This window comes from Pseudomonas sp. CCC4.1 (genome assembly GCF_035019225.1).
In the GTDB taxonomy this organism is placed as follows: Bacteria; Pseudomonadota; Gammaproteobacteria; order Pseudomonadales; family Pseudomonadaceae; genus Aquipseudomonas; species Aquipseudomonas bubulae.
Genome location: NZ_JASJWL010000021.1, coordinates 1 through 22,585, shown reverse-complemented (window position 1 = coordinate 22,585; position 22,585 = coordinate 1). Strand labels below are relative to the sequence as shown.

The window sequence follows — 22,585 nt, the reverse complement described above, 5'->3', positions numbered from 1 at the left end:
AGTATGAGAGCGTCACGTCATTGCCCGGCGGTGCTGATCGCCGCGCCGGCTTCCGGTCAGGGCAAGACCACGGTTACAGCGGCTTTGGCCCGGTTGCATCGCAATCAGGGGCGCAAGGTGCGGGTATTCAAGTGCGGCCCGGATTTTCTCGACCCCATGATCCTGGAGCGCGCCAGCGGTGCGCCGGTGTATCAGGTGGATTTGTGGATGGTGGGCGCCGAGGAAAGCCGTCGCCTGCTGTGGGAAGCCGCCGGTGAGGCGGACCTGATTTTGATTGAAGGTGTGATGGGGCTGTTTGACGGCACGCCTTCCAGCGCCGATCTGGCACGGCATTTTGGCGTGCCGGTGTTGGGGGTGATTGATGGCACTGCCATGGCCCAAACCTTTGGTGCGCTGGCCCTTGGTTTGGCGCGCTATCAGCCGGATCTGCCGTTTGCCGGGGTGCTGGCCAATCGAGTTGGCACCGTACGCCATGCACAGTTGCTCGAAGGCAGCCTGACCGAAGGCTTGCGCTGGTACGGCGCGCTGTCCCGCGAAACCGGCATCGAACTGCCAAGCCGTCATCTGGGACTGGTGCAGGCCAGCGAGCTGAATGATCTGGATGCGCGCCTGGATGCGGCTGCCAATGCCCTGGCCAGCACCTGTGAGGTAGCGCTGCCACCGCCGGTTGAGTTCGCTGCGCCTGAGCCCGTGGCAGTCGAGCTGCTGCTGGCAGGTGTGCGAATTGCCGTGGCCCGCGACGAAGCTTTTGCCTTCACTTATGGCGCCAGCCTCGCGTTATTACGTGATATGGGCGCCGAACTGCTGTTTTTCTCACCGATCCGTGACAGTCAGCTGCCTGAAGCAGACAGCCTGTATTTGCCCGGTGGTTACCCTGAACTGCATCACCTTGAGCTGTCGCGCAACGTGCCGATGCTCATGGCGATTCGCGCACACCACAGGGCCGGTAAACCGCTGCTGGCCGAGTGCGGTGGCATGCTTTACCTGCTCGATGCCCTGACCGATGTCGAGGGCCAGCGCGCCGAACTGGTTGGCTTGCTGGCAGGGGAGGCGACGATGCAAAAGCGCCTGGCTGCCCTGGCGCTGCAAGCTGTGGACATGCCTGAAGGGCTGTTGCGCGGCCACACCTACCACCACTCGCTGACCAGTACCGAACTTGAGCCTGTTGCTCGCGGCCTGAGCCCCAATGGCGGGCGCGGCGCCGAAGCGGTGTATCGCGAAGGGCGAATGACCGCTTCTTATGTACACTTTTACTTCCCGTCCAATCCTCAGGCCATTGCCGCGTTGTTTGCGCCATGTGCCGTGAAGGTGCCATGAGCGATAACGCATTCAGCCCGCAAGAACGCGCCGCCGTGTACCGCGCCATCGCCGAGCGTCGTGATATGCGCCACTTCAGTGGTGGCACTGTGGCACCCGAGTTGTTGTCGCGTTTGCTGGAAGCGGCGCATCAAGCCCCGAGCGTGGGCTTGATGCAGCCGTGGCGGTTTATCCGCATCACTGACCGCGAGCTGCGCGGCAAGATCCAGGGTCTGGTGGAAGAAGAGCGGGTACGCACCGCGGATGCCCTGGGCCAGCGCTCCGATGAATTCATGACGCTCAAGGTCGAAGGTATCAACGATTGCGCCGAGGTGCTGGTGGCTGCGTTGATGGATGACCGCGAAAAGCACATTTTTGGTCGCCGTACGCTGCCGGAAATGGACATGGCGTCCTTGTCCTGTGCCATTCAAAACCTGTGGCTGGCGGCCCGGGTCGAAGGGCTGGGCATGGGCTGGGTGTCATTGTTCGAACCGCAGGCACTGGCTGATCTGCTGGGGTTGCCTGCCGGGGCCAAGCCGCTCGCTGTACTGTGCCTGGGCCCGGTCGAGGCGTTTTATCCAGCGCCGATGCTGGTCCTGGAAGGGTGGGCGCAAGCGCGTCCGCTCAGTGAACTGGTGTACGAGAATTATTGGGGAGTGAGTCCATGAGTGTGGCGTTGCTGTGCGTTGCCGGGGTGGCGCTGGATGCGTTGCTCGGCGAGCCCAAACGCTGGCATCCGCTGGTTGCCTTTGGCCGTATGGCCGAGCGTATTGAGCAGCGTTTCAATTCCGGCGGCCGTGGCTGGCGCAGTCATGGTGTTACGGCCTGGGTACTGGCAGTGCTGCCGCTGACGATCCTGGCCACGGCCCTGTCCTGGCTGCCTTATATTGGCTGGCTGGTGGACATTGCGGCGCTGTATTGCGCACTGGGTATGCGCAGCCTCGGTGAGCACGTACAACCAGTAGCCGAGGCATTGCGCGCCAATAATCTGGATGAGGCGCGCACGCGGGTGGGTTATCTGGTCAGCCGTCAGACCAGTGAGCTGGATTCTACCGAAGTGGCCCGTGCCGCCACCGAGTCGGTGCTGGAAAACGGCAGCGATGCTGTATTTGCCGCGATTTTCTGGTTTGTGGTCGCGGGTGCGCCAGGGGTGGTGCTCTATCGTTTGAGTAATACCCTGGATGCCATGTGGGGCTATCGCAACGAACGCTTTGAGCGTTTTGGCTGGGCTGCGGCGCGGATCGACGATGTTCTTAACTATATTCCTGCAAGGTTGGTTGCGTTGACCTATGCCGCTTTGGGTAAAACCCGACTGGCCCTGAAGAGCTGGCGCAAGCAGGCACCGCTATGGGACAGCCCCAATGCCGGCCCGGTCATGGCTGCTGGTGCCGGAGCGCTGGGTGTTGAGTTGGGTGGCCCGGCGATTTATCACGGCGAACTGCATGAGCGCCCGCAATTGGGCGAAGGTGCACCGGCAGACGCCGAGTCGATCGGCCGTGGCTGGCAACTGGTGCAGCGTGGCGTATGGCTGTGGCTGCTGATCCTGTGTGTCTGGAGTGAATTCTATGCTTGAGCACGGTGGGCGTTTGCGCAAGGCGGCGTTGCACTACGGCATTGCCGAAGCGGACTGGCTGGACCTGTCCACCGGCCTGGCGCCCTGGCCCTTTGCTATCCCCCAGGTGCCCGAACGTGCCTGGGCGCGCTTGCCTGAGGCCGATGACGGCCTTGAGCAAGCGGCCTGCGCCTATTACGGCGCGCCGCATGTCCTGGCGGTACCGGGTTCACAGTGTGCCATTCAGTTGCTGCCGCGTTTGCGCCGTAGCGGCAAGGTTGGCGTGCTGTCGCCGTGTTACGCCGAGCATGCCCATGCGTGGCGGCGCAGCGGGCATATCGTGCGGGAAATCATGGAGCAGGAAATCGACTTCTACATCGACACACTGGATGTGCTGGTGGTGGTCAACCCCAACAATCCCACGGGCTTGAGTCTGACCCCGGAGCGCCTGCTGGAGTGGCATGCGCGGCTGATGCAGCGCGGCGGCTGGCTGGTGGTGGACGAAGCCTTTATGGACAACACGCCGCAACTGAGCCTGGCCGCGCATACCCAGCGTACCGGGTTGATCGTATTGCGCTCTTTCGGCAAGTTTTTTGGCCTGGCGGGCGTTCGGCTGGGTTTTGTGCTGGCTGAACTCAAGTTACTCAAGTTGCTGGCCGAGCAAGTCGGTCCCTGGGCGGTCAGCGGCCCGACGCGGATTGTCGGCCAGGCCTGCCTGCTCGACTCCGAGGCCCAAGCTCGTCAGCGCGAACGCAGCGAACTGGCCAGCGGGCGTCTGGAACGTCTGTTGGGCTTGCATGATCTGTCGCCGCAAGGGGGCTGTGCGCTGTTCCAGTGGTTGATCACCTCCCATGCCGATAGCCTTTACGAGTTTATGGCGCACCGCGGCATTTTGCTGCGCCTGTTTACCCACAACAGCAGCGTGCGTTTTGGCCTGCCAGCCGAAGAAGCTGACTGGCTGCGCCTGGAGCAGGCTCTGGCGGCGTACACCAAGGAATCCTTATGAGTACGTTGATGGTGCAGGGCACCACGTCCGATGCCGGTAAAAGCACCCTGGTGACGGCCCTGTGCCGCTGGCTGACCCGTCAGGGCGTGGCGGTGGTGCCGTTCAAACCACAAAATATGGCGCTCAACAGTGCCGTGACTGCAGAAGGCGGTGAAATCGGTCGCGCCCAGGCAGTACAGGCACAGGCAGCCGGGCTGGCACCGCACACGGACATGAACCCGGTGCTGCTCAAGCCCAATAGCGACACCGGAGCCCAGGTAATCATTCATGGTCGTGCTGTCACCAGCATGAATGCCGTGGCGTATCACGATTACAAGGCCATCGCCATGCAGGCCGTTCTGGCTTCGCACCAGCGTTTGAGTGCGGCGTACCCGGTGGTGATGGTAGAAGGGGCCGGTTCGCCGGCCGAGATCAATCTACGGGCCGGTGATATCGCCAACATGGGCTTTGCCGAAGCGGTGGACTGCCCGGTGGTGCTGATCGCCGATATCAATCGTGGTGGCGTGTTTGCTCATCTGGTCGGTACTCTGGAATTGCTCTCGGACACCGAGCAGGCGCGGGTCAAGGGCTTTATCATCAACCGCTTTCGCGGCGATATTGCGCTGCTCCAGCCCGGCCTCGACTGGCTGGAGCAGCGCACCGGCAAACCGGTGATCGGTGTGCTGCCCTATGTTATGGACTTGCACCTCGAGGCCGAAGACGGCATCGACCAGCGCCAGACCGACAAGGCCGACCAGGTGCTCAAGGTGGTGGTGCCGGTGCTGCCGCGCATCAGCAACCACACCGACTTCGACCCGCTGCGCCTGCACCCGCAAGTGGACTTGCAGTTTGTCGGGCCGGGGCAGCCCATCCCGCCTGCCGACCTGATCATCCTGCCCGGTTCCAAAAGCGTGCGCAGTGATCTGGCCTATTTACGCGCCAATGGCTGGGACACGGTCATCAGCCGTCACTTGCGCTATGGCGGCAAGCTGCTGGGCATTTGCGGCGGTTTGCAGATGCTTGGTGAGCAGGTGCACGACCCGCTGGGCCTTGAAGGCACTGCGGGCAGCAGTGCCGGGCTGGGCTTGCTGGCATTCAGTACCGAACTGGCTGCCGAAAAACAGTTACGCAATGTGCGCGGGCACCTGGCCCTGGAAAACGCCGAGGTCATGGGTTACGAAATCCACGCGGGCGTGACGACGGGGGCTGCTCTGGAGCAACCGGCAGTGCATCTGGATGACGGACGCCGTGAGGGTGCACAAAGCGCGGACGGGCAGATTCTCGGTACTTACCTGCATGGCCTGTTCGAATCCCCTGCCGCTTGCAGCGCGTTGTTGCGCTGGGCCGGTTTGCAGGATGTGCAGGCCGTGGACTACCACGCCCTGCGCGAGCGGGATATCGAGCGGCTGGCGGATCTGGTGGAAAACCACCTGGATACGGCGTACTTGCGCGAACTGTGCGGAATTTGAATCGTGTGGGAGCGAGCCTGCTCGCGAACAATGCCACTTCGCGAGCAGGCTCTCTGCCACAGTGGACTTGCCGCATTTCCAGAGGTTATTTGACATGCTGCAACTGATTTTGGGTGGCGCCCGTTCGGGCAAGAGCCGTCTGGCTGAAAAGCTCGCGGCCGAGTCTGGCTGTGCTGTTACCTATATCGCCACCAGCCAGCCGCTGGACGGCGAGATGAATGAGCGCGTGCGTCATCATCGCGAACGCCGCCCTGAACATTGGGCGCTGATTGAAGAACCGGTCGAATTGGCCCGCGTACTGCGCGACAACGCGCGCGCCGATGCTTGCCTGCTGGTTGATTGCCTGACGCTATGGCTGACCAACCTGCTGATGCTTGAAGACCTTCAGCGCCTGAACGCCGAGCGTGATGCGCTGCTGGAATGCCTGGCTGAGCTGCCGGGCGAAATCCTGTTTGTCAGCAACGAAACCGGAATGGGTGTCGTACCGCTGGGCGAATTGACTCGCCGCTATGTCGATGAAGCCGGTTGGTTGCATCAAGCCCTGGCCGAGCGCTGTCAGCGAGTCGTGTTGACAGTGGCTGGCCTGCCCCTGACGTTGAAAGGAACTGCACTATGAGCACCCCCTGGTGGCTGAAGCCCTGCAACCCCGTTGATCGTGACATGCAAGCTGCTGCGGGCGAGCATCAGCAACAACTGACCAAACCCGCGGGCTCGCTAGGTCAACTTGAGGCGCTGGCAGTGCAACTGGCCGGGTTGCAAGGGCGGCTCAAGCCCCGTGTCGATCAACTTTGGATCGGCATTTTCGCCGGCGATCACGGCGTGGTTGCCGAGGGTGTCTCGGCTTATCCGCAGGCGGTGACCGGGCAAATGCTGCATAACTTTGTCAGCGGCGGCGCGGCGATCAGCGTGTTGGCCCGTCAGTTGGGTGCGCAACTGGATGTCGTGGACCTGGGTACGGTCACGCCGATGCTGGAGCTGGCCGGGGTGCGGCACCTGCAGTTGGGTGCGGGTACGGCCAATTTCGTCCAGGCCCCGGCGATGTCTGACAGCCAAGGTTTGAGAGCCCTGCAGGCCGGGCGCGACAGCGTGCTGCGGGCGCAGGTGGCAGGCAGTGAAGTGTTTATTGGCGGTGAAATGGGCATCGGTAACACGGCGTCCGCGAGTGCGGTGGCCAGTGCGTTGCTCGCTTGTCCGGCTTCGCTGTTGACCGGGCCGGGTACTGGCCTGGATGCGGCGGGAGTGAGCCACAAGGCACGGGTGATTGAGCGGGCGCTGGCGTTTCACGAGGGGCATCTCGGTGATCCGCTGCAGACCCTGTTTCGTCTGGGTGGCTTTGAAATTGCAGCCCTGGTCGGTGCTTATGTGGCCTGCGCTCAGGAGGGGATTGTAGCGGTGGTCGATGGCTTTATCTGCACCGTTGCGGCCATGGTCGCCGTGCGCCTGAATCCACAGTGTCGTGAGTGGCTGGTGTTCAGCCATCGCGGGGCAGAGCAGGGCCATCGTCATGTGCTCGAGAGCCTGCAGGCCGAGCCACTGCTTGATCTGGGATTGCGCCTGGGCGAGGGCAGCGGTGCTGCGTTGGCGGTGCCATTGATGCGCCTGGCCTGCGACCTGCACGGGCATATGGCGACGTTTGCCCAAGCCGCAGTGGCAGATCGCCCGGCATGACCGTACAGCTGGATTTGCTGCGTCATGGCGAAACCGAGCTGGGAGGCGGTTTGCGCGGCAGCCTGGACGACGCCTTGACGGCTCTGGGCTGGACGCAAATGCGTGATGCGGTCCAGGGCAAAGGGCCGTGGGATCGTATCGTCAGCTCGCCGTTGCAGCGTTGTGCATTGTTTGCCCGGGAGTTGAGCGTGCAGCTCGATATTCCCGTGTCTTTCGACAAAGATCTGCAAGAGCTGCATTTTGGTGCGTGGGAAGGGCGCAGTGCTGCGGCGCTGATGGAAACCGACGAGCAGGCCCTGGGCTTGTTCTGGGCTGACCCCTATGCTTTTACTCCGCCCGAGGGTGAGCCAGTGCTGGCGTTTTCGGCGCGGGTGTTGGCTGCCGTCAGCCGTTTGCAGCAACAGTTCGCCGGTGAGCGTTTGCTGGTGGTTTGCCATGGTGGGGTAATGAAACTGTTGCTGGCCCGGGCTCGTGGCTTGCCCCGTGAGCATCTGTTGCAAGTGCCTGTGGGCCACGGCGCGCTCATTGGTTTGCGGGTCGGTGCGGATGATCAGTTGCTCGAGGTTGGCGAGTGATGTTGCCGTTCTGGATTGCCCTGCAGTTTTTAAGCAGCTTGCCGATTCGCTTGCCCGGGATGCCCCAGCCTCAAGAACTGGGGCGCTCTTTGTTGTTTTACCCGCTGGTGGGATTGTTGTTCGGCCTGCTGCTGTACGGCGTTAGCGGGCTGCTGTCCGATGCGCCGTTGATGTTGCACGCCGCCTTGTTGCTGACCCTTTGGGTGTTGCTCAGTGGCGGTTTGCACCTGGACGGCCTGGCTGACAGTGCAGATGCCTGGTTAGGCGGTTTTGGTGATCGTGAGCGTACGCTGACCATCATGAAAGACCCGCGCAGCGGGCCGATTGCGGTGGTTGTGCTGGTGCTGGTGCTGTTGCTCAAGTTTTGTGCGCTGCTGGCGTTGCTGGAGCAGGGCAACGGTACTGCCTTGCTGATTGTCCCTTTGATCGGGCGCAGTGCTTTGCTGGCAGTATTCCTGACTACGCCCTATGTGCGCGCGGGTGGCTTGGGGCAGGCGCTGGCTGATCATCTGCCACGCAGGGCAGGCTGGTGGGTGCTGGGGCTTAGTGCCCTGGTTTGTGTACTGTTGGCCGGTTATTCGGGGTGGTGGGCGCTTAGCCTGGCAGCACTGGGGTTCGTTTGGTTGCGCAGGGTGATGATCCGTCGTTTGGGCGGCACTACTGGTGACACTGCCGGGGCGCTGCTGGAATTGCTCGAAGTGCTGGTGCTGGTAGGATTGGCGCTGATCTGACGGTGCACGTGCCCGCTCCCACAAAAAACCGGGCGGGTGGCGTTACATAAATCTTGATTGTCTTTTATTGCGGGTATATACATACAAAATGTTACCAACCCAGTGTTTATGTACCAATCTGCGACGTGCTGCACGTGGCGTGAGCAGGCATTACGACGGCGCTCTCGATGGCTTCGGGATCAACGTCGCCCAGTATTCCTTGCTGTGCAATCTCAAGCGGCTCGATCAACCGAGCATTTCCACCCTGGCAGAAGCCATGGGGCTGGATCGCAGTACCTTGGGGCGTAATGTGCGGGTGCTTGAGGGCGCCGGGTTGCTGAAGATGACTGAGGGCGCAGACCAGCGTAACCGGCTGGTGTGCCTGACTCGGGCAGGTGAGGACTGCCTTGCGGCTGCCTTGCCGGCCTGGGAGGCCGCCCAGCAGCGCTTGATGGACCGTTTGGGCGAAACCAGGCGTGCGCAGCTGTTGCAACTGTTGGATGAGCTGGCGGGTAAAGACTGAAACTCAGTCGTTGGACTTTAAATGGGTATATACCCGCTTCCGGAGAATAATAATGACAACGGTGTGGCGCAACAGCGCTTGGGTTCTTCTTGGCAGTGCGCTCATTCTGGCATTGTCGTTGGGTGTCAGGCATGGCTTCGGGTTGTTTCTGCCGCCCATGAGCGCGCAGTTTGGCTGGGGGCGCGAGGTGTTTGCATTTGCCATCGCCCTGCAAAATCTGATCTGGGGCTTGGCACAGCCCTTTACCGGGGCGTTGGCTGATCGCTTTGGCGCGGCGAAAGTGGTGATCGTTGGCGGCGTGCTGTATGCCGTAGGGCTGTTGCTGATGGGGTTGGCAGACTCGCCGCTGTCGCTGTCGTTGAGTGCGGGGTTGCTGATTGGTATCGGCCTGTCGGGCACATCGTTCTCGGTAATTCTGGGGGTGGTTGGCCGTGCCCTGCCTGCAGAAAAACGCAGCATGGGCATGGGCATCGCCAGTGCCGCAGGGTCTTTCGGTCAATTTGCCATGTTGCCCGGCACCCTGGGCCTGATTGGCTGGCTCGGCTGGTCGACGGCGCTTTTGGTGTTGGGCGTGCTGGTGGCGATGATTGTGCCATTAGTGGGCATGCTCAAGGATCGTCCGCTGCCAAGCCTGGGCGGCGAGCAAACCCTCAGGGAGGCCCTGCGTGAGGCCTGCTCGCATTCGGGCTTCTGGCTGCTGGCGTTGGGTTTTTTTGTTTGCGGCTTTCAGGTGGTGTTTATCGGTGTCCACCTGCCAGCCTATCTGGTGGATCAGCATTTGCCGGCGACAGTTGGCACCACGGTGCTGGCGCTGATCGGTCTGTTTAATATCTTCGGTACTTACACGGCTGGCTGGCTCGGCGGGCGCATGTCCAAGCCGCGCTTGCTGACGGCCTTGTACCTGGCGCGGGCGGTAGTGATCGTATTGTTTTTGTGGGCGCCGATCACACAACTCAGCGCTTACCTGTTTGGCATGGCCATGGGCTTTTTGTGGTTGTCGACGGTACCGCTGACCAATGGCACGGTGGCGACCCTGTTTGGCGTGCGTAACCTGTCGATGCTGGGCGGGATCGTATTTCTCTTCCATCAGCTGGGGGCTTTTCTGGGCGGCTGGCTGGGTGGCGTGGTCTATGATCAGACCGGCAGCTATGATCTGATCTGGCAAGTCTCGATTTTGTTGAGCCTGTTGGCGGCTGCCTTGAACTGGCCCGTGCGCGAGCGCCCGGTGGCCCGTTTGCAGGCGCAAGGGAGTTTAGGATGAGTGCAAGCTGGATCTGGTTGGGTGCAGTCAGTGCCGGTGCCTTGTTGCTGGCTCTTGTCTGGTGGGGCTGGCATCAGGGTGGGCTGGCCTTGATGCAGTTGGGTATGGGTGCTTGCTAGTGTAGCGGCGGATGAGTAAGTTCTGAGCTTGCCTCTTTCTCAAGGACACCGATGATGCTTAAGCGCTGGATTGCGATGCCTGTATTGCTGTTGGCCTGCGCCGGTTCGGTCTGGGCGGCGGATTGCCCGCCTTTACTGGAGGGCTCGTTGCCCAAGTTGCGGGCCAAGGAATCGATTGATCTGTGCCAGCGCTTTGCCGGTAAACCGCTGTTGATCGTCAATACCGCGAGTTTTTGCGGATTTGCTCCGCAGTTCAAGGGGCTTGAGGCGTTGAACCAGCGCTACAAGGGCCAGGGGCTGGAGCTGATCGGCGTGCCTTCAGACGACTTCAAGCAAGAGGCCAAGGATGGTGAGGAGACGGCCAAGGTCTGCTACGTCAATTACGGCGTGACCTTTACCATGATCGATCCTCAGCATGTGCGCGGGCCTGATGCCGCGCACCTGTTCAAGGTACTGGCCGAGCAGAGTAACGCGCCGAAGTGGAACTTCTACAAGTATGTGGTGGATCGCCAGGGCAATGTGATTGCCAGCTTCTCCAGTTTAACCAAGCCCGACAGTCCTGAATTGATCGAGGCCATCGACAAGGCCATTGCTTCAAGGCCTTGAATCGAAGCCATTAAAAATCCCCGCCTCGGTAACGAGAGCGGGGATTTTTTTGATTCAGCTGGCGAGGGGATTAGCCTCGCGGAGAATCAGAACTTGTAGGTTGCACCTACAGCAAAACCGTTAGCGCTGTTTTCATATTTGGAGCTGTAGTAACTACCGATCTGAGGTTTGGCGTCATCAACCTTGACGGACTCTTCCTTGAGGTAGGAATAAGCCACGTCAATGTTCAGGTTGTCATTGACGGCATAACCGGCACCCAAGCTGAAAATTGTACGGTCGCCGGTAGGGATACGTGGCGAGCGATTTTCATTGTTGGTAGGCGACTGGTCCCAGGTCAGACCGGTACGCAGTACCCACTGCTTGTTCAACTGGTACGAAGTACCGATGGCGTATGCCCAGGTATCGTGCCAGTTCTGCTCTTCCTTGATGGTGCTGAACAGTGCGGGCGATGCGGCGCCGCCGGCAGCGGCAGTTACGCCTTCGTTCTCTACGGTGATGTCTTTCAGGCGGCTCCAGCGAGTCCAGGTAGTACCTGCATAAACCTTCCACGCGTCATTGATTTCTTGTGTAACCGACAGGTCCCAGGATTCAGGGGTGTCGATTTTCAGCGAGGCGTCATAACGGTTGCTTTTCAGGCGGGCAGCCGTGAACGGGTCGCTGCTGGCCGTGACGTTAGTGTGGCCTTCGAGCTTGTATTTAACCTTGGAGTGGTAAGTCAAACCAACGCGAGTGGTATCGGTAGCCTGTACCAATACACCAACGTTAAAGCCCAGAGCGGTATCGTCGCCCTTGATTTTTACATTGCTGTCGCCTGCCCCGGCCAGTGGGTTCGGGGTCAGTCTGACTTCGGACTCGAGTGTACCGGCGATGCGGTTAATGGTCGGGCCAAAGCCGATCGATACCTTGTCGTTGAATGCATAGCTGACGGTAGGTTGCAGGGTTACAACTTTTACTTCGCTTTTGCTGCCGAAGCCGCGGCCCTGGAAGCTGCTTTCGTAGTCGGTCACAAGGCCGAACGGAGCATAAACACCGAAGCCTACGGCCCACTCGTCATTGAGCTTGTTGGTGTAAAAGCCCATAGGGACGGCAGTAAATGGAACCATGTCGCCTTTATTGGTACCCGAGATGCTGCCACGGGCATCCTTGATATCGGTCGAAGCATCAATAACAGCGATACCGCCTGTTACTTGCTGGCCGCTGAGGCGGGACATACCGGCAGGGTTACCGAAAACGGTACTTGCATCGTCGGCAGAAGATGAACGACCTGCGAAGCCGGTCCCCATACCGCTGACGCTTTGTTCGTTGAGTGCGAAGCCGCTAGCGAAAATCTGGCTGGAAGCCAAAGTGACGGCGAGGCCAAGTGTGGTCTTGAGCATTACTTTTTTCATTATTAGAACTCCTTATGATCACCGGACGAAAACTACCAACATTTTTGTGGTTGCGCTATAGGCTAAATCGAAGAAGATAGCGATGTTTTGTAGGACAATCCGACCGGTTTTAAATCATTTACACGTTGTTATAGTAGGTGGGAATCTCAAGCAATCTGGTTGAGAGGTGAGACGCAGCTGTGCCAGGCGTGGGCAAAATCGCGCAAACGTCCATGTGGTTCAAAGGCTTGGCGCCAGATCCTTGCCATGCCCAATAAATCGTCAGCCGCGGGGACAACGACTTTGTGTTGCTCTATCAACAGCCAGGCAATGGCGGTGGCGTAGCGCAAATTAACCGTGAGCTCGATATGAGGGCTGCACAAAAACGCATGCTGACTGGCCAGCCCGCGAACCAGGCTCGCCAGATCCGGGTCGTGGGCCAGGTATTGGTCCCACAGGTCCGCATGGCGTATCTCACGTATGCAATAAAGGCCGTGACCGTGGCGATCGTGCAGGGCCGAGCCCAGGTGCGACTGGCTGGCCGCAATACCTAGCAACAAAGCTTCTGCATCCGGGTTGTCTTGCCCCAGATACAGAAGCGTTGGCCGGATCACGTAATGGCTCAACTCTCTGGCAGCGATACCCATAAAGTCCTCGAGGCCTGAAAATGACCAGCGAGGCCCATGCGCTTGGCAGCAGTGGATCGGAAGGGGTCGCTGGAAGCGGATCATGCCGCTTGAGTTGAAGTGTAGTGTCAGATTCTCGCTGTAAAGTTATGTTTTTAAAACATTTTAAGCTTCGGTCAGCGGGCTATATATCCGCAAGTAATTAAACAATGCCGGATATTTCTTAAAGTGCAGGCAATAAAAAGCCCTGCTAATCAGGCAGGGCTTGATGTGTAGCGCTCAAGCTGTCAGGCAATCAGGGCCTGACGGGTACGCTCGATCACAGCTTGCAGAGGTTCTGCGCTGGAATACTGGTCGGGGTACAGGCGTTCGCTGTGACGGGCAATACCGTGTTCGTTGACCAGGGTGAAACTGAAGCATCCTTTGCGAGCGGCCATAATCAGGCAGTTCATTGGGGCAAAGGCGTTGGTTAGGGTGCGAATGGCATCCTGAGTATGGATTTGAGTAGACATAGTTATTAGGTGTTCCTACAAATGACACGGAATCTGATCCGTGCTGCGTTAAAACGTTCCAGTGACGTCGAGCCATTCTTTGGCTGGACGAAGAACCTGACTGGAACAAAGCCGCCAGTTGGAGCGCATTAAGTATGTGGCGCTTGGGCTGGCAGGTAGGTACTTAGGAGGGCAGGCAGTCACAACAGGAGCTAAGGTTCCGTGCTCCGGGTGAAGATCCTGATCAATTTGCAGGTTGGTTCGGTCAGAGTAAAAGAACTTCGCGATACCCTGTGCGTTTGTGCAGAGGCCGTATCGTCGCAAGATTTACCTGGAAACCATCGAGGGGGTCGATCCCGTTTGTTCAGCTTACGTTCGCTTTTTGCGAGGTGCTGGAGGGATTTGTTCGGCCCGAATTGACTTTCAGCTTGGTACTAACGCTGCGGATACTAACGGGTTGAATTTTTAAACGCAAGTATGCTAGCAAAAATACTTTATGTGGCCATGCCGCAACCTCAGGTTGGCGTGTGGCGCTGACTAGTACATTTCAGCGGTTTCGCCAGTAGCGCCGTGTGTGTGTTCTGTCGGCAACAAGCCCCTTGAATGAAGCGCCGCAGCGGTGCGTCAGCGTGCAAGCCGTGCCCGGTAAAGGCCCGGTTTTTTGCTCTGAATGTGAGCTTGTGCACATTAACAGTGCTGGTGGCAAAATCAGCGCAGATACCCGTGTTTTGCTCTTGCTAGCCTGCCTTGTAAATTTAAGTCAATGAAAAACATCGTTTTTTTTAATTGGTGAAAAAATCGACAGTTTGACCTGAGGCCGCGCGGGGTGGGCGTTTGCGGGGGTTAAAGCAAGGTTGTCCACTGACTTATCCACAGGATCTGTGGATTGTCCAAAGCGCTTGCTCTAGATCAAGGGTATCGACTTTTTTGGGCTTTACCCGGACGAAAAAAGGAGTAGAGTGGCGCGCCTTCTGTTCTGCCCTACAGTGTCGTATGAAGTTCCGCACCGCTACTTCCTCTGTTGCTCGTCCCAATACATCCACTGAAGCACCCAAACGCTTTTCTTTGCGGGTCGCGATCTGGCTGCTGGATAACCCGCGCCTGAGCGCCAGCCCCAGCGTCAAACACGTGGCCGGTCATTTGCTCAAGCAACCTGCCCGCCAGGGCGTGGTGCTGGCGCAAAGCCGTTTGGGCCAGTTGATGTGCCGTGAATGCGGCAGCGCCCGCGATCAGCGCATTGGCCACGAACTGTTGCGTCAGGCCGCTCGCGCCGGTGATCGTCTGGCCCAGCAGGAATTGAACAAGACCCAAGACTGAGCTGTCTTCGGCGCGGCCTGTTGGTTAACCTTGTTCTTTTACCTCGTGCGGAGGGTTTATGGCCCTGGATCTAAGCAGCCTGTTGCTTGGCCTGGCAGCAGCGGGCGTGCCGTTGCTGGCGTTAATCTGGCAGTTGCAACGCAAACTCGGCAGCCATCCCGCTGAGCTGGCGTTGCTCAACGAGCGTTTGAATACGGCGCAGTTGGCCCAGGAAGGTCTGGGCGCCCAGCTGGATGCCTGTCGCGACGAGGTCAGTGACCTGGGTCAGGCCAATGCCGCCAAGCAGGCCGAGCTGGCAGCATTGAGCCGCGAAGTAGAGCTCTTGCAGGTGGAGCGCGACAATGGGCGCGACGCCGCCCATGCCTGGAACCTGGAGCGCAACCAGAAAGAAGTCGAACTGCGGCGCCTGGATGCCCATGCGTCTGGGCTGGCTGCAGAGTTGCGTGAACAGCAAGACAGCCATCAGCAACGACTGAACGACCTGCAGGGTTCCCGGGACGAGCTGCGGGCCCAGTTTGCCGAGCTGGCGGGCAAGATCTTTGATGAGCGCGAGCAGCGTTTCGCCGAAACCAGCAATGAGCGCCTCGGGCAGTTGCTCGATCCGCTTAAAGAACGCATTCAGTCGTTTGAAAAGCGCGTCGAAGAAAGCTATCAGCAGGAATCGCGGGAGCGCTTTTCCCTCGGCAAAGAACTGGAGCGCCTGCAACAGTTGAATTTGCGCCTGAGCGATGAGGCGACCAACCTGACTCGCGCCCTCAAAGGCCAGAAGACCCAGGGTAACTGGGGTGAGTTGATTCTGGAGCGGGTGCTGGAGCACGCGGGGCTTGAGAAGGGCCGCGAGTACCAGACTCAGGTCAGCCTCAAGGGGCCGGACGGAGAGCGTTTCCAGCCAGACGTATTGATCATGTTGCCCGGTGACAAGCAGGTGGTGGTCGACTCCAAGGTCAGCCTGACGGCTTATCAGCAATATGTGGGGGCTGACGACGACGTGATCGGGCAGGCGGCGCTCAAGCAGCATGTGCTATCGCTGCGCAATCATGTGAAAGGGTTGGCCAGCAAGGACTACAAGCGTCTGGAGGGGTTGCACAGCCTGGATTTCGTGTTGTTGTTCGTGCCCATCGAAGCGGCTTTTTCGGCGGCGTTGCAGGCCGAGCCCAACTTGTTTCAGGAAGCATTTGACCGTCATATCGTGATCGTCAGCCCAACCACGCTGCTGGCCACCTTGCGGGTAATCGACAGCCTCTGGAAACAAGAGCGCCAAGGCCAGAACGCCCGCGAAATTGCCGAGCGTGCCGGTTGGCTGTACGACAAGTTTGTTTTGTTTATTCAGGATCTGGATGAAGTGGGCAATCGCCTGCAGCAGCTGGACAAGGCCTACAGCTCAGCTCGCAATAAGCTGACGGAAGGCCGCGGCAATCTGGTCAGCCGCAGCGAACAGCTCAAGCTGCTGGGGGCCCGGGCCAGCAAGAGCCTGCCAGCCGACCTGCTGGAGCGGGCCATGACCGACGAAGAGGGTGTCGCCCACCCGGCGGAATAAGCGGTGTGCATGGCTTTGTGGGGGCGGGCTTGCTGCGATGGCATCAACCAGGCTCTGCAAGTAAACCGAGTTGGCACTATCGCGAGCAAGCCCGCTCCCACAAGGGCGCTCAGCTAGAGCGGCACATGCCTGCTCAGCAGCGCCCGCAGCACGGCGGGCTTGACCGGCTTGGGCAGATACTCAAGACCGGCCGCATGCACCTCGGCGATCATCTCGGGGCGGCCATCGGCGCTGATGACCACGCCCGGTACAGGCTCGCCCAACTGGGCTCTTAGCCAGCGCATCAGCTCTGTCCCGACCTCGCCATCATCCAGATGGTAATCAACCAGTACCAACTGCGGCCGCACGCCTTCATTAAGCAACGCCGCGCATTCTTCGCGGTTGCGCGCTGTCCAGACCTGGCAGCCCCAGCGTGTCAGCAGGCTTTGCATGCCGATCAGGATGCTGTCTTCATTGTCGATACACAGCACTCGGGCGCCTGTTAGCGGTTGGCCATTCTGCTCCGCGACCACCGGCTGCGGTGCAGCCTGGCTCTTTGCCATCGGCACGCGCACGCTGAATACGCTGCCAAAGCCGGGCCATGAGCGCACTTGCAGGCTGTGCCCAAGTACGTGGCACAAGCCGTCGGCGATGGCCAGGCCCAGGCCCAGGCCTTTTTCGGCGCGGGTCTGGTGGCTGTCGAGGCGTTTGAATTCTTCAAAAATGACCTGCAGTTTGTCTTCCGGGATGCCCGGGCCACGGTCCCACACCTCAAGGCATAGCTCACTGCCGCGTCGGCGCACGCCCAGCAATACCGGGCCCTTGGCGTAGCGGAAGGCATTGGTGAGGAAATTTTGCAGGATCCGGCGCAGCAGTTTGATATCACTGTTGACCCGCACGCGGCTACCGTGAACCCGGAAGCTCAGGCCCTGTTCCTGGGCCTGTGCAGTGAACTCATTGCCCAGGGTTTCGAACAGGTCATTTATGGCAAAAGGCTTGATGTCGGGCGTGATCTTGCCGTTTTCCAGGCGGGAAATATCCAGCAGGTCGCTGATCAGGTCTTCAGCCGAACGCAGTGAGCTGTCCAGATGCTGCACCAGCTTGCGGGCTTCGGCGCTCAAGCCTTCCTCTTGATGAGAAAGAGCAGACGAGAACAGGCGTGCCGCGTTCATGGGCTGCATCAGGTCATGGCTGACTGCTGCCAGAAAACGGGTTTTCGACTGGCTGGCTGTTTCAGCCACGCCTTTGGCTTCGGTTAACGCCTGATTCAACTGCGACAGTTCAAAGGTGCGCTCGGCAACACGTTGCTCCAGGCCTTCATTGGCTTCGGTCAGGGCCTGTTCAGCTTCGCGGAACGCGGTGATGTCGGTGAAGCTCATGACGAAACCGCCGCCGGGCATCGGATTGCCGATCAGCTCGATGACGCGGCCATTGGGGAACAGGCGCTCGGAGGTATGCGCCCGACCCTGGCGCATCCAGTGCAGGCGCCGGGCCACATGCACTTCGGCTTCGCCGGGGCCGCACAGGCCGCGTTCAGCGTTGTGGCGGATAATGTCAGCAATCGGGCGCCCCACGCTGATCAACCCCTCCGGGTAGTCGAACAATTCCAGATAACGTCGGTTCCAGGCCACCAGCTTAAGTGACTGGTCGACCACGCTGATGCCCTGGGTGATGTTTTCAATGGCGCCCTGGAGCAAGGCGCGGTTGAACTGCAGTACTTCGGACGCTTCGTCGGCAATCCGCACCACGTCTTCCAGCTGCATTTCCCGGCCTTCAATCGCCGCTTTTACTACCGCACGGGTAGAGGACGCGCCGAGCACACCGGCCAGTAGCCGTTCGGTGTGGGCGATCCATTCGCCATTGGCGTTCTGGTTAGGGTTAAAGCCCTTGCCCTGACGGTAGGCGAAGCGAATAAAGCTCTGGTGCGCGCGTTCTTCGCCGACAAAGCGTGCGGCGAGGGCCAGCAGGTCATTGATCTGTACCGACAGCATCGAACGACCGCTGGGGTGGCTGCTCAGCTCCTGGCCGATAAAACGTCCGGCCTGCCAGTGTTCTGACACGCGGGTTCGCGACAGCACCGAAACCCAGGCAAACAGGGTGAAGTTGCCTGCCAGTGACAGCACTACACCCTGTGTCAGCGGGGTGATCGAAAGGCCCAGCGGGTTACTGTGCAGCCACGCCAGCCCAGGGAAGTGGCTCAGGTGCCAGCCAAAGCTGTGGGCGATGATCGGCAGTACCAGGGTGTAAAACCAGATAAAGGTGCCCGTCGCCAGTCCGGCGAAAACCCCCCGGCGGTTGGCCTGCTTCCAGTACAGGGCGCCGAGCATGGCCGGCGCCAGTTGGGTGACGGCAGCGAAGGCAATCTGGCCAATGGTGGCCAGGCTGGCGGTCGAGCCCAGCAGGCGGTAGCTGACATAGGCCAGCAGCAGAATCACCACAATCGACACGCGCCGCACCGAAAGCATCCAGTGGCGGAACACCTCGAACGGGCGCTCGGCGTTTTTGTGGCGCAACAGCCATGGCAGCAGCATGTCGTTGGAAACCATGGTCGACAGCGCCACGCTGGCCACGATGACCATGCCGGTGGCCGCCGATGCACCGCCGATAAAAGCCAGCAAGGCCAGCGCCGGGTGGGCCTGGGCCAGGGGCAGGCTGATCACGAATGAATCCGGTAATACCGAGCTTGGCAGCAACATTTGCCCGGCCAGGGCGATGGGCACTACAAACAGCCCGGCCAGAATCAGATAGGCCGGGAACACCCATTTGGCCAGTTGCAAGTCCTGGGGTTCGATGTTTTCCACCACGGTAACGTGGAACTGACGGGGCAGGCAGATAATCGCCATCATGGCCACGCCAGTCTGGACGATCATCGAGGGCCAATTGACGGTTTCTTTCCAGTACTCCTCAAGCCGCGGTGCGAGCATGGCTTGATTGAACAGATCGTCGAAGCCGTCATACAGCCCATAGGTTACGAAAGCGCCGACGGCGAGAAAGGCGAACAGCTTGACCAGCGACTCAAAGGCAATCGCCAGCACCATGCCGCGGTGGTGCTCGGTGGCATCGAGGTTGCGGGTGCCGAAGAGGATGGTGAACAGCGCCAGCACCAGGGTCACGATCAGCGCCGTGTCCTCGACCCTCGAGCCGGTTGCATCGGCGCCGGCGCCGATCAGCAGGTTGACCCCCAGCACAATGCCTTTGAGCTGCAGGGCGATATAGGGCAGTACGCCCACCAAGCAGATCAATGCCACCACAATGGCCAATGACTGGGACTTGCCGTAGCGGGCGGCAATAAAGTCGGCAATCGAGGTGATGTTCTCCTGTTTGCTGATCATCACCATCTTTTGCAGCACCCAGGGCGCGCATACCAGCAGCAGTACCGGCCCCAGGTAAATCGGCAGGAATGCCCAGAGTTGTTCGGCGGCCTGACCAACGGCGCCGAAGAACGTCCAACTGGTGCAGTACACCGCCAGCGACAGGCTATACACCCACGCGCGAACCCGCGGCGGCAGTGGTTTGCTGCGCCGGTCACCATAAAAGGCAATGGCAAACATAATGGCCATATAGGCCAGGGCAACGGCGGCAATCAGCCCGCTGGACAACGACATGGACGCTCCTGAAGGTATAAGGCCGCAAGCAATCCCGCTTGAGACAGCTAGTCTCGCATGATGTTCGGAGCGCGTCAGTGTCGACCATGGTCTGAGCGCGGCCTGGTGTCGCAGGGTTTGAAGTTGGTCGATATGATCTTATATAGGTGTAGTAGATAACAGTTAGAGAAATTACCCGTTATATAGATATTCGATTTGGTTCTACTCTAATTGCACCTCAAACGAGGCTCAGGAGGAACCCATGACTTGCCCAAACAAAGCCAAAGCCGCTTTTCGGCCATTTAGCCACTTGCAGCACCCCCGCGAAGTGATCCGCCAGTTCACCCCGAACTGGTTTGCCGCGACCATGGGTACGGGGGTTTTGGCCTTGGCACTGGCTCAATTACCGGTGCATATTCCCGGTGTACATGCCTTTGCCGAAGGGTTGTGGTTGTTCAATATCGGTCTGTTTATTCTATTCAGCGTGCTTTATGGCGCGCGCTGGATGTTGTATTTCGACGAGGCGCAGCGCATTTTCGGGCACTCCACGGTGTCGATGTTTTTTGGCACCATTCCCATGGGCCTGGCGACCATCATCAACGGCTTTCTGGTGTTCGGCGTGCCGCGCTGGGGCGAAGGCATGGTGCAGGTGGCCGAAGTGCTGTGGTGGATCGATGTGGCCATGGCGCTGGGCTGTGGCGTGCTGATCCCCTACCTGATGTTTACCCGTCAGGATCACAGCATCGACCAAATGACTGCTGTCTGGCTGCTGCCGGTGGTGGCCGCTGAGGTTGCGGCAGCCAGTGGCGGTCTCTTGGCACCGTATCTGAGCGATACCGTCACGCAGTTTCATGTGCTGATTACCAGCTATGTACTGTGGGCGTTTTCGGTGCCGGTGGCATTCAGCATCCTGACCATTTTGATCCTGCGCATGGCGCTGCATAAACTGCCCCACGAGAGCATGGCTGCATCCAGCTGGCTGGCGTTAGGCCCTATCGGTACGGGTGCACTGGGCCTGCTGTTGCTGGGTGCCGATGCCCCGGAAATTTTTGCGGCCAATGGTCTGGCACGAATCGGTGAGATTGTCGAAGGCCTGGGCCTGATCAGCGGGGTGATTCTGTGGGGTGTGGGCTTGTGGTGGATTGTGATGGCGGCATTGATCACTATTCGCTACTTCCGCTCGGGCATCCCGTTCAACCTGGGCTGGTGGGGCTTCACCTTCCCGCTGGGGGTGTACTCGCTGGCCACCCTGCGCCTGGGCAGCATGCTGCACCTGAGCTTCTTTGATGTAGCCGGTTGCATCCTGGTGCTGGCACTGGCGCTGATGTGGCTGTTGGTCGGCAAGCGCACCGTGCAAGGGGCTTATCGCGGCGAGTTGTTTGTCTCGCCCTGCATTGCCGGGTTGAAGAAGTAAAACGTACCCTCGGGTTCTGTGCGCCTTTGCACAGAACCCGAGCAAGGTTGTGCCCTGAGTGTTACAACGGCCCTCCAAAGAAAAAGCCCTTCAGCGCAACGTGAGTACATGGATGATGAGTCACCCCTCGCAATTCAGCTTGCTAGGCAAGCGCCGCTTCCTGCCTTTTTTCGTGACCCAGGCCCTGGGCGCGCTCAATGACAACCTGTTCAAGCAATCGCTGATTCTGGCCATCCTTTATAAGCTCAATATCGAAGGTGACCGGGGTATCTGGGTCAATCTGTGCGCGTTGCTGTTTATCGTGCCTTTTTTCCTGTTCTCGGCCCTGGCCGGTCAGTTTGGTGAAAAGTACGCCAAGGACCGTCTGATTCGTCTGATTAAGCTGGGCGAAATCGCCATCATGGTGGTTGCAGCCATTGGCTTTGCATTCGACCACCTGGCATTGATGCTGGTCGCATTGTTCGCGATGGGCACCCATTCGGCGCTGTTCGGCCCGGTCAAGTACTCGATACTGCCGCAGACCCTGCGGCCAGAAGAGCTGGTGGGTGGTAATGGCCTGGTGGAAATGGGCACTTTTCTGGCGATTCTGGCGGGCACCATTGGCGCCGGGATCATGCTGTCCTCCGGCAATTACACGGTTATCGTTTCGCTGGTGATTATCGCGGTCGCAGTGCTGGGGTACCTGGCCAGTCGCGCCATTCCGTCTGCGCCGGCAGATACGCCGCAGTTGCGGCTGAACTGGAATATTTTCAGCGAATCCTGGGCCACTCTGCGCCTGGGTCTGAATCAGACGCCTGCGGTATCCCGTTCCGTGGTGGGCAATTCGTGGTTCTGGTTTGTTGGTGCGATCTACCTGACGCAGATCCCGGCCTACGCCAAGGACTGGCTGTCTGGCGACGAGACCGTTGTGACGTTGATCCTTACAGTGTTCTCAGTGGGTATCGCACTGGGGTCGTTGTTGTGCGAGAAACTGTCGGGGCGCAAGGTCGAAATTGGGCTGGTGCCCTTTGGTTCGTTTGGCCTGACCGTATTTGGCCTGTTGCTGTGGTGGCATTCGGGGCAGATGCCGCAAAACATCCAGGCCAACGACTGGCTGGGCGTGCTGGGTTTCAGCCAGGCCTGGTGGGTGCTGCTGGATATTCTTGGGGTCGGCGTGTTTGGCGGCTTCTATATAGTGCCGTTGTATGCGCTGATCCAGTCGCGCACCTCGGAGAGCGAGCGGGCGCGGGTGATCGCGGCCAACAATATCCTCAATGCGCTGTTTATGGTGGTGTCGGCACTGGTCACCATCCTGTTGCTCAGCGTGGCCGGGCTGACGATCCCCGAGTTGTTTCTGGTGGTGTCGTTGATGAATATTGCGGTCAACGCCTACATCTTCAAAATCGTGCCTGAATTCAGCATGCGCTTCTTGATCTGGCTGCTGGGCCATTCCATGTACCGCGTGCAGCACAAGCACCTGGAGCTGATCCCGGATGAGGGTGCGGCGTTGCTGGTGTGTAACCATGT

At 59.5% G+C, this 22,585-nt stretch carries 21 protein-coding genes; 17 read left to right on the top strand and 4 right to left on the bottom strand.

What is annotated here, in order from left to right; genetic code table 11:
• Positions 1-3: 3 nt before the first annotated feature.
• From QN377_RS10970 to QN377_RS10910, 13 genes are all read left to right on the top strand, one after another.
• Positions 4-1,317, top strand: a complete 1,314-nt coding sequence (locus QN377_RS10970; protein WP_322213351.1) for a cobyrinate a,c-diamide synthase — start codon at positions 4-6, stop codon at positions 1,315-1,317.
• A complete protein-coding gene (bluB, locus tag QN377_RS10965) occupies positions 1,314-1,964 on the top strand; it encodes a 5,6-dimethylbenzimidazole synthase (protein WP_095003085.1) in 651 nt (216 codons plus the stop codon). Before QN377_RS10970 ends, bluB begins: the two co-directional genes overlap by 4 nt.
• The gene (cbiB, locus tag QN377_RS10960) at positions 1,961-2,869 is read left to right on the top strand and encodes an adenosylcobinamide-phosphate synthase CbiB (protein WP_095019427.1); all 909 of its coding nucleotides are present in this window, start codon (positions 1,961-1,963) and stop codon (positions 2,867-2,869) included. The genes bluB and cbiB overlap by 4 nt, the downstream gene beginning before the upstream one ends.
• Entirely contained in the window at positions 2,862-3,854 is a 993-nt protein-coding gene (gene cobD, locus QN377_RS10955) for a threonine-phosphate decarboxylase CobD (protein WP_322213348.1), read from the top strand. The genes cbiB and cobD overlap by 8 nt, the downstream gene beginning before the upstream one ends.
• Complete coding sequence (locus QN377_RS10950) at positions 3,851-5,302, top strand: cobyric acid synthase (protein WP_095019428.1); 1,452 nt, start codon at positions 3,851-3,853, stop codon at positions 5,300-5,302. The genes cobD and QN377_RS10950 overlap by 4 nt, the downstream gene beginning before the upstream one ends.
• 94 nt (positions 5,303-5,396) lie before the next feature.
• Complete coding sequence (gene cobU, locus QN377_RS10945; RefSeq protein ID WP_095003089.1) at positions 5,397-5,918, top strand: bifunctional adenosylcobinamide kinase/adenosylcobinamide-phosphate guanylyltransferase; 522 nt, start codon at positions 5,397-5,399, stop codon at positions 5,916-5,918.
• Entirely contained in the window at positions 5,915-6,970 is a 1,056-nt protein-coding gene (gene cobT, locus QN377_RS10940) for a nicotinate-nucleotide--dimethylbenzimidazole phosphoribosyltransferase (RefSeq protein ID WP_322213344.1), read from the top strand. Before cobU ends, cobT begins: the two co-directional genes overlap by 4 nt.
• Positions 6,967-7,545, top strand: coding sequence for an alpha-ribazole phosphatase family protein (gene cobC / locus QN377_RS10935; RefSeq protein WP_095019430.1), 579 nt, complete (start codon positions 6,967-6,969; stop codon positions 7,543-7,545). Before cobT ends, cobC begins: the two co-directional genes overlap by 4 nt.
• Positions 7,545-8,276 (top strand): adenosylcobinamide-GDP ribazoletransferase, encoded by a 732-nt coding sequence (locus QN377_RS10930; RefSeq protein WP_095019431.1) that lies wholly within the window; start codon positions 7,545-7,547, stop codon positions 8,274-8,276. Before cobC ends, QN377_RS10930 begins: the two co-directional genes overlap by 1 nt.
• An 88-nt stretch (positions 8,277-8,364) precedes the next feature.
• The gene (locus QN377_RS10925; RefSeq protein ID WP_095003093.1) at positions 8,365-8,778 is read left to right on the top strand and encodes a MarR family winged helix-turn-helix transcriptional regulator; all 414 of its coding nucleotides are present in this window, start codon (positions 8,365-8,367) and stop codon (positions 8,776-8,778) included.
• Between the two features lie 52 nt (positions 8,779-8,830).
• Positions 8,831-10,039: an MFS transporter gene (locus QN377_RS10920; RefSeq protein ID WP_095003094.1), complete on the top strand. Its 1,209-nt coding sequence runs from the start codon at positions 8,831-8,833 to the stop codon at positions 10,037-10,039.
• Entirely contained in the window at positions 10,036-10,158 is a 123-nt protein-coding gene (locus tag QN377_RS10915) for a hypothetical protein (RefSeq protein ID WP_254925250.1), read from the top strand. The genes QN377_RS10920 and QN377_RS10915 overlap by 4 nt, the downstream gene beginning before the upstream one ends.
• A 54-nt stretch (positions 10,159-10,212) precedes the next feature.
• On the top strand, positions 10,213-10,764 hold the full coding sequence (locus QN377_RS10910; RefSeq protein ID WP_165446506.1) for a glutathione peroxidase: 552 nt from the start codon (positions 10,213-10,215) through the stop codon (positions 10,762-10,764).
• Positions 10,765-10,850: 86 nt separating this feature from the next.
• On the opposite strand, the gene QN377_RS10905 is transcribed toward QN377_RS10910, so the two are convergent.
• The 3 genes from QN377_RS10905 to QN377_RS10895 form a co-directional block, all read right to left on the bottom strand.
• Entirely contained in the window at positions 10,851-12,152 is a 1,302-nt protein-coding gene (locus QN377_RS10905; RefSeq protein ID WP_095003096.1) for an OmpP1/FadL family transporter, read from the bottom strand.
• A 146-nt stretch (positions 12,153-12,298) separates the two neighbouring features.
• The gene (locus QN377_RS10900) at positions 12,299-12,778 is read right to left on the bottom strand and encodes a hypothetical protein (RefSeq protein ID WP_095003097.1); all 480 of its coding nucleotides are present in this window, start codon (positions 12,776-12,778) and stop codon (positions 12,299-12,301) included.
• A 266-nt stretch (positions 12,779-13,044) separates the two neighbouring features.
• Positions 13,045-13,269, bottom strand: coding sequence for a hypothetical protein (locus QN377_RS10895; RefSeq protein ID WP_019407963.1), 225 nt, complete (start codon positions 13,267-13,269; stop codon positions 13,045-13,047).
• A gap of 972 nt (positions 13,270-14,241) precedes the next feature.
• Here QN377_RS10895 and QN377_RS10890 point away from each other — a divergent pair.
• Positions 14,242-14,565 (top strand): hypothetical protein, encoded by a 324-nt coding sequence (locus tag QN377_RS10890; RefSeq protein WP_095003098.1) that lies wholly within the window; start codon positions 14,242-14,244, stop codon positions 14,563-14,565.
• A 172-nt stretch (positions 14,566-14,737) separates the two neighbouring features.
• On the top strand, positions 14,738-16,102 hold the full coding sequence (gene rmuC, locus QN377_RS10885; RefSeq protein WP_165446514.1) for a DNA recombination protein RmuC: 1,365 nt from the start codon (positions 14,738-14,740) through the stop codon (positions 16,100-16,102).
• Between the two features lie 113 nt (positions 16,103-16,215).
• On the opposite strand, the gene QN377_RS10880 is transcribed toward rmuC, so the two are convergent.
• Positions 16,216-19,686 carry a PAS domain-containing hybrid sensor histidine kinase/response regulator gene (locus QN377_RS10880; protein WP_095003100.1) on the bottom strand — a complete coding sequence of 1,157 codons (3,471 nt, stop codon included), beginning with the start codon at positions 19,684-19,686 and terminating at the stop codon, positions 16,216-16,218.
• 241 nt (positions 19,687-19,927) lie between these two features.
• Here QN377_RS10880 and QN377_RS10875 point away from each other — a divergent pair, with 241 nt between their 5' ends.
• Together QN377_RS10875 and QN377_RS10870 are read left to right on the top strand one after the other, a co-directional pair.
• Positions 19,928-21,079, top strand: coding sequence for a TDT family transporter (locus QN377_RS10875; protein ID WP_169916890.1), 1,152 nt, complete (start codon positions 19,928-19,930; stop codon positions 21,077-21,079).
• A 115-nt stretch (positions 21,080-21,194) separates the two neighbouring features.
• Positions 21,195-22,585, top strand: a 1,391-nt coding sequence (locus QN377_RS10870) for an MFS transporter (protein ID WP_323567624.1), incomplete at its 3' end; no start/stop codon positions are given.

Coding starts and splice junctions, on each gene's coding strand:
- QN377_RS10970 (WP_322213351.1), top strand. CDS start 4: ATGAGAGCGTCACGTCATTGCCCGGCGGTGCTGATCGCCGCGCCGGCT.
- bluB (WP_095003085.1), top strand. CDS start 1,314: ATGAGCGATAACGCATTCAGCCCGCAAGAACGCGCCGCCGTGTACCGC.
- cbiB (WP_095019427.1), top strand. CDS start 1,961: ATGAGTGTGGCGTTGCTGTGCGTTGCCGGGGTGGCGCTGGATGCGTTG.
- cobD (WP_322213348.1), top strand. CDS start 2,862: ATGCTTGAGCACGGTGGGCGTTTGCGCAAGGCGGCGTTGCACTACGGC.
- QN377_RS10950 (WP_095019428.1), top strand. CDS start 3,851: ATGAGTACGTTGATGGTGCAGGGCACCACGTCCGATGCCGGTAAAAGC.
- cobU (WP_095003089.1), top strand. CDS start 5,397: ATGCTGCAACTGATTTTGGGTGGCGCCCGTTCGGGCAAGAGCCGTCTG.
- cobT (WP_322213344.1), top strand. CDS start 5,915: ATGAGCACCCCCTGGTGGCTGAAGCCCTGCAACCCCGTTGATCGTGAC.
- cobC (WP_095019430.1), top strand. CDS start 6,967: ATGACCGTACAGCTGGATTTGCTGCGTCATGGCGAAACCGAGCTGGGA.
- QN377_RS10930 (WP_095019431.1), top strand. CDS start 7,545: ATGTTGCCGTTCTGGATTGCCCTGCAGTTTTTAAGCAGCTTGCCGATT.
- QN377_RS10925 (WP_095003093.1), top strand. CDS start 8,365: ATGTTACCAACCCAGTGTTTATGTACCAATCTGCGACGTGCTGCACGT.
- QN377_RS10920 (WP_095003094.1), top strand. CDS start 8,831: ATGACAACGGTGTGGCGCAACAGCGCTTGGGTTCTTCTTGGCAGTGCG.
- QN377_RS10915 (WP_254925250.1), top strand. CDS start 10,036: ATGAGTGCAAGCTGGATCTGGTTGGGTGCAGTCAGTGCCGGTGCCTTG.
- QN377_RS10910 (WP_165446506.1), top strand. CDS start 10,213: ATGCTTAAGCGCTGGATTGCGATGCCTGTATTGCTGTTGGCCTGCGCC.
- QN377_RS10905 (WP_095003096.1), bottom strand. CDS start 12,152: ATGAAAAAAGTAATGCTCAAGACCACACTTGGCCTCGCCGTCACTTTG.
- QN377_RS10900 (WP_095003097.1), bottom strand. CDS start 12,778: ATGGGTATCGCTGCCAGAGAGTTGAGCCATTACGTGATCCGGCCAACG.
- QN377_RS10895 (WP_019407963.1), bottom strand. CDS start 13,269: ATGTCTACTCAAATCCATACTCAGGATGCCATTCGCACCCTAACCAAC.
- QN377_RS10890 (WP_095003098.1), top strand. CDS start 14,242: ATGAAGTTCCGCACCGCTACTTCCTCTGTTGCTCGTCCCAATACATCC.
- QN377_RS10880 (WP_095003100.1), bottom strand. CDS start 19,686: ATGTCGTTGTCCAGCGGGCTGATTGCCGCCGTTGCCCTGGCCTATATG.
- QN377_RS10875 (WP_169916890.1), top strand. CDS start 19,928: ATGACTTGCCCAAACAAAGCCAAAGCCGCTTTTCGGCCATTTAGCCAC.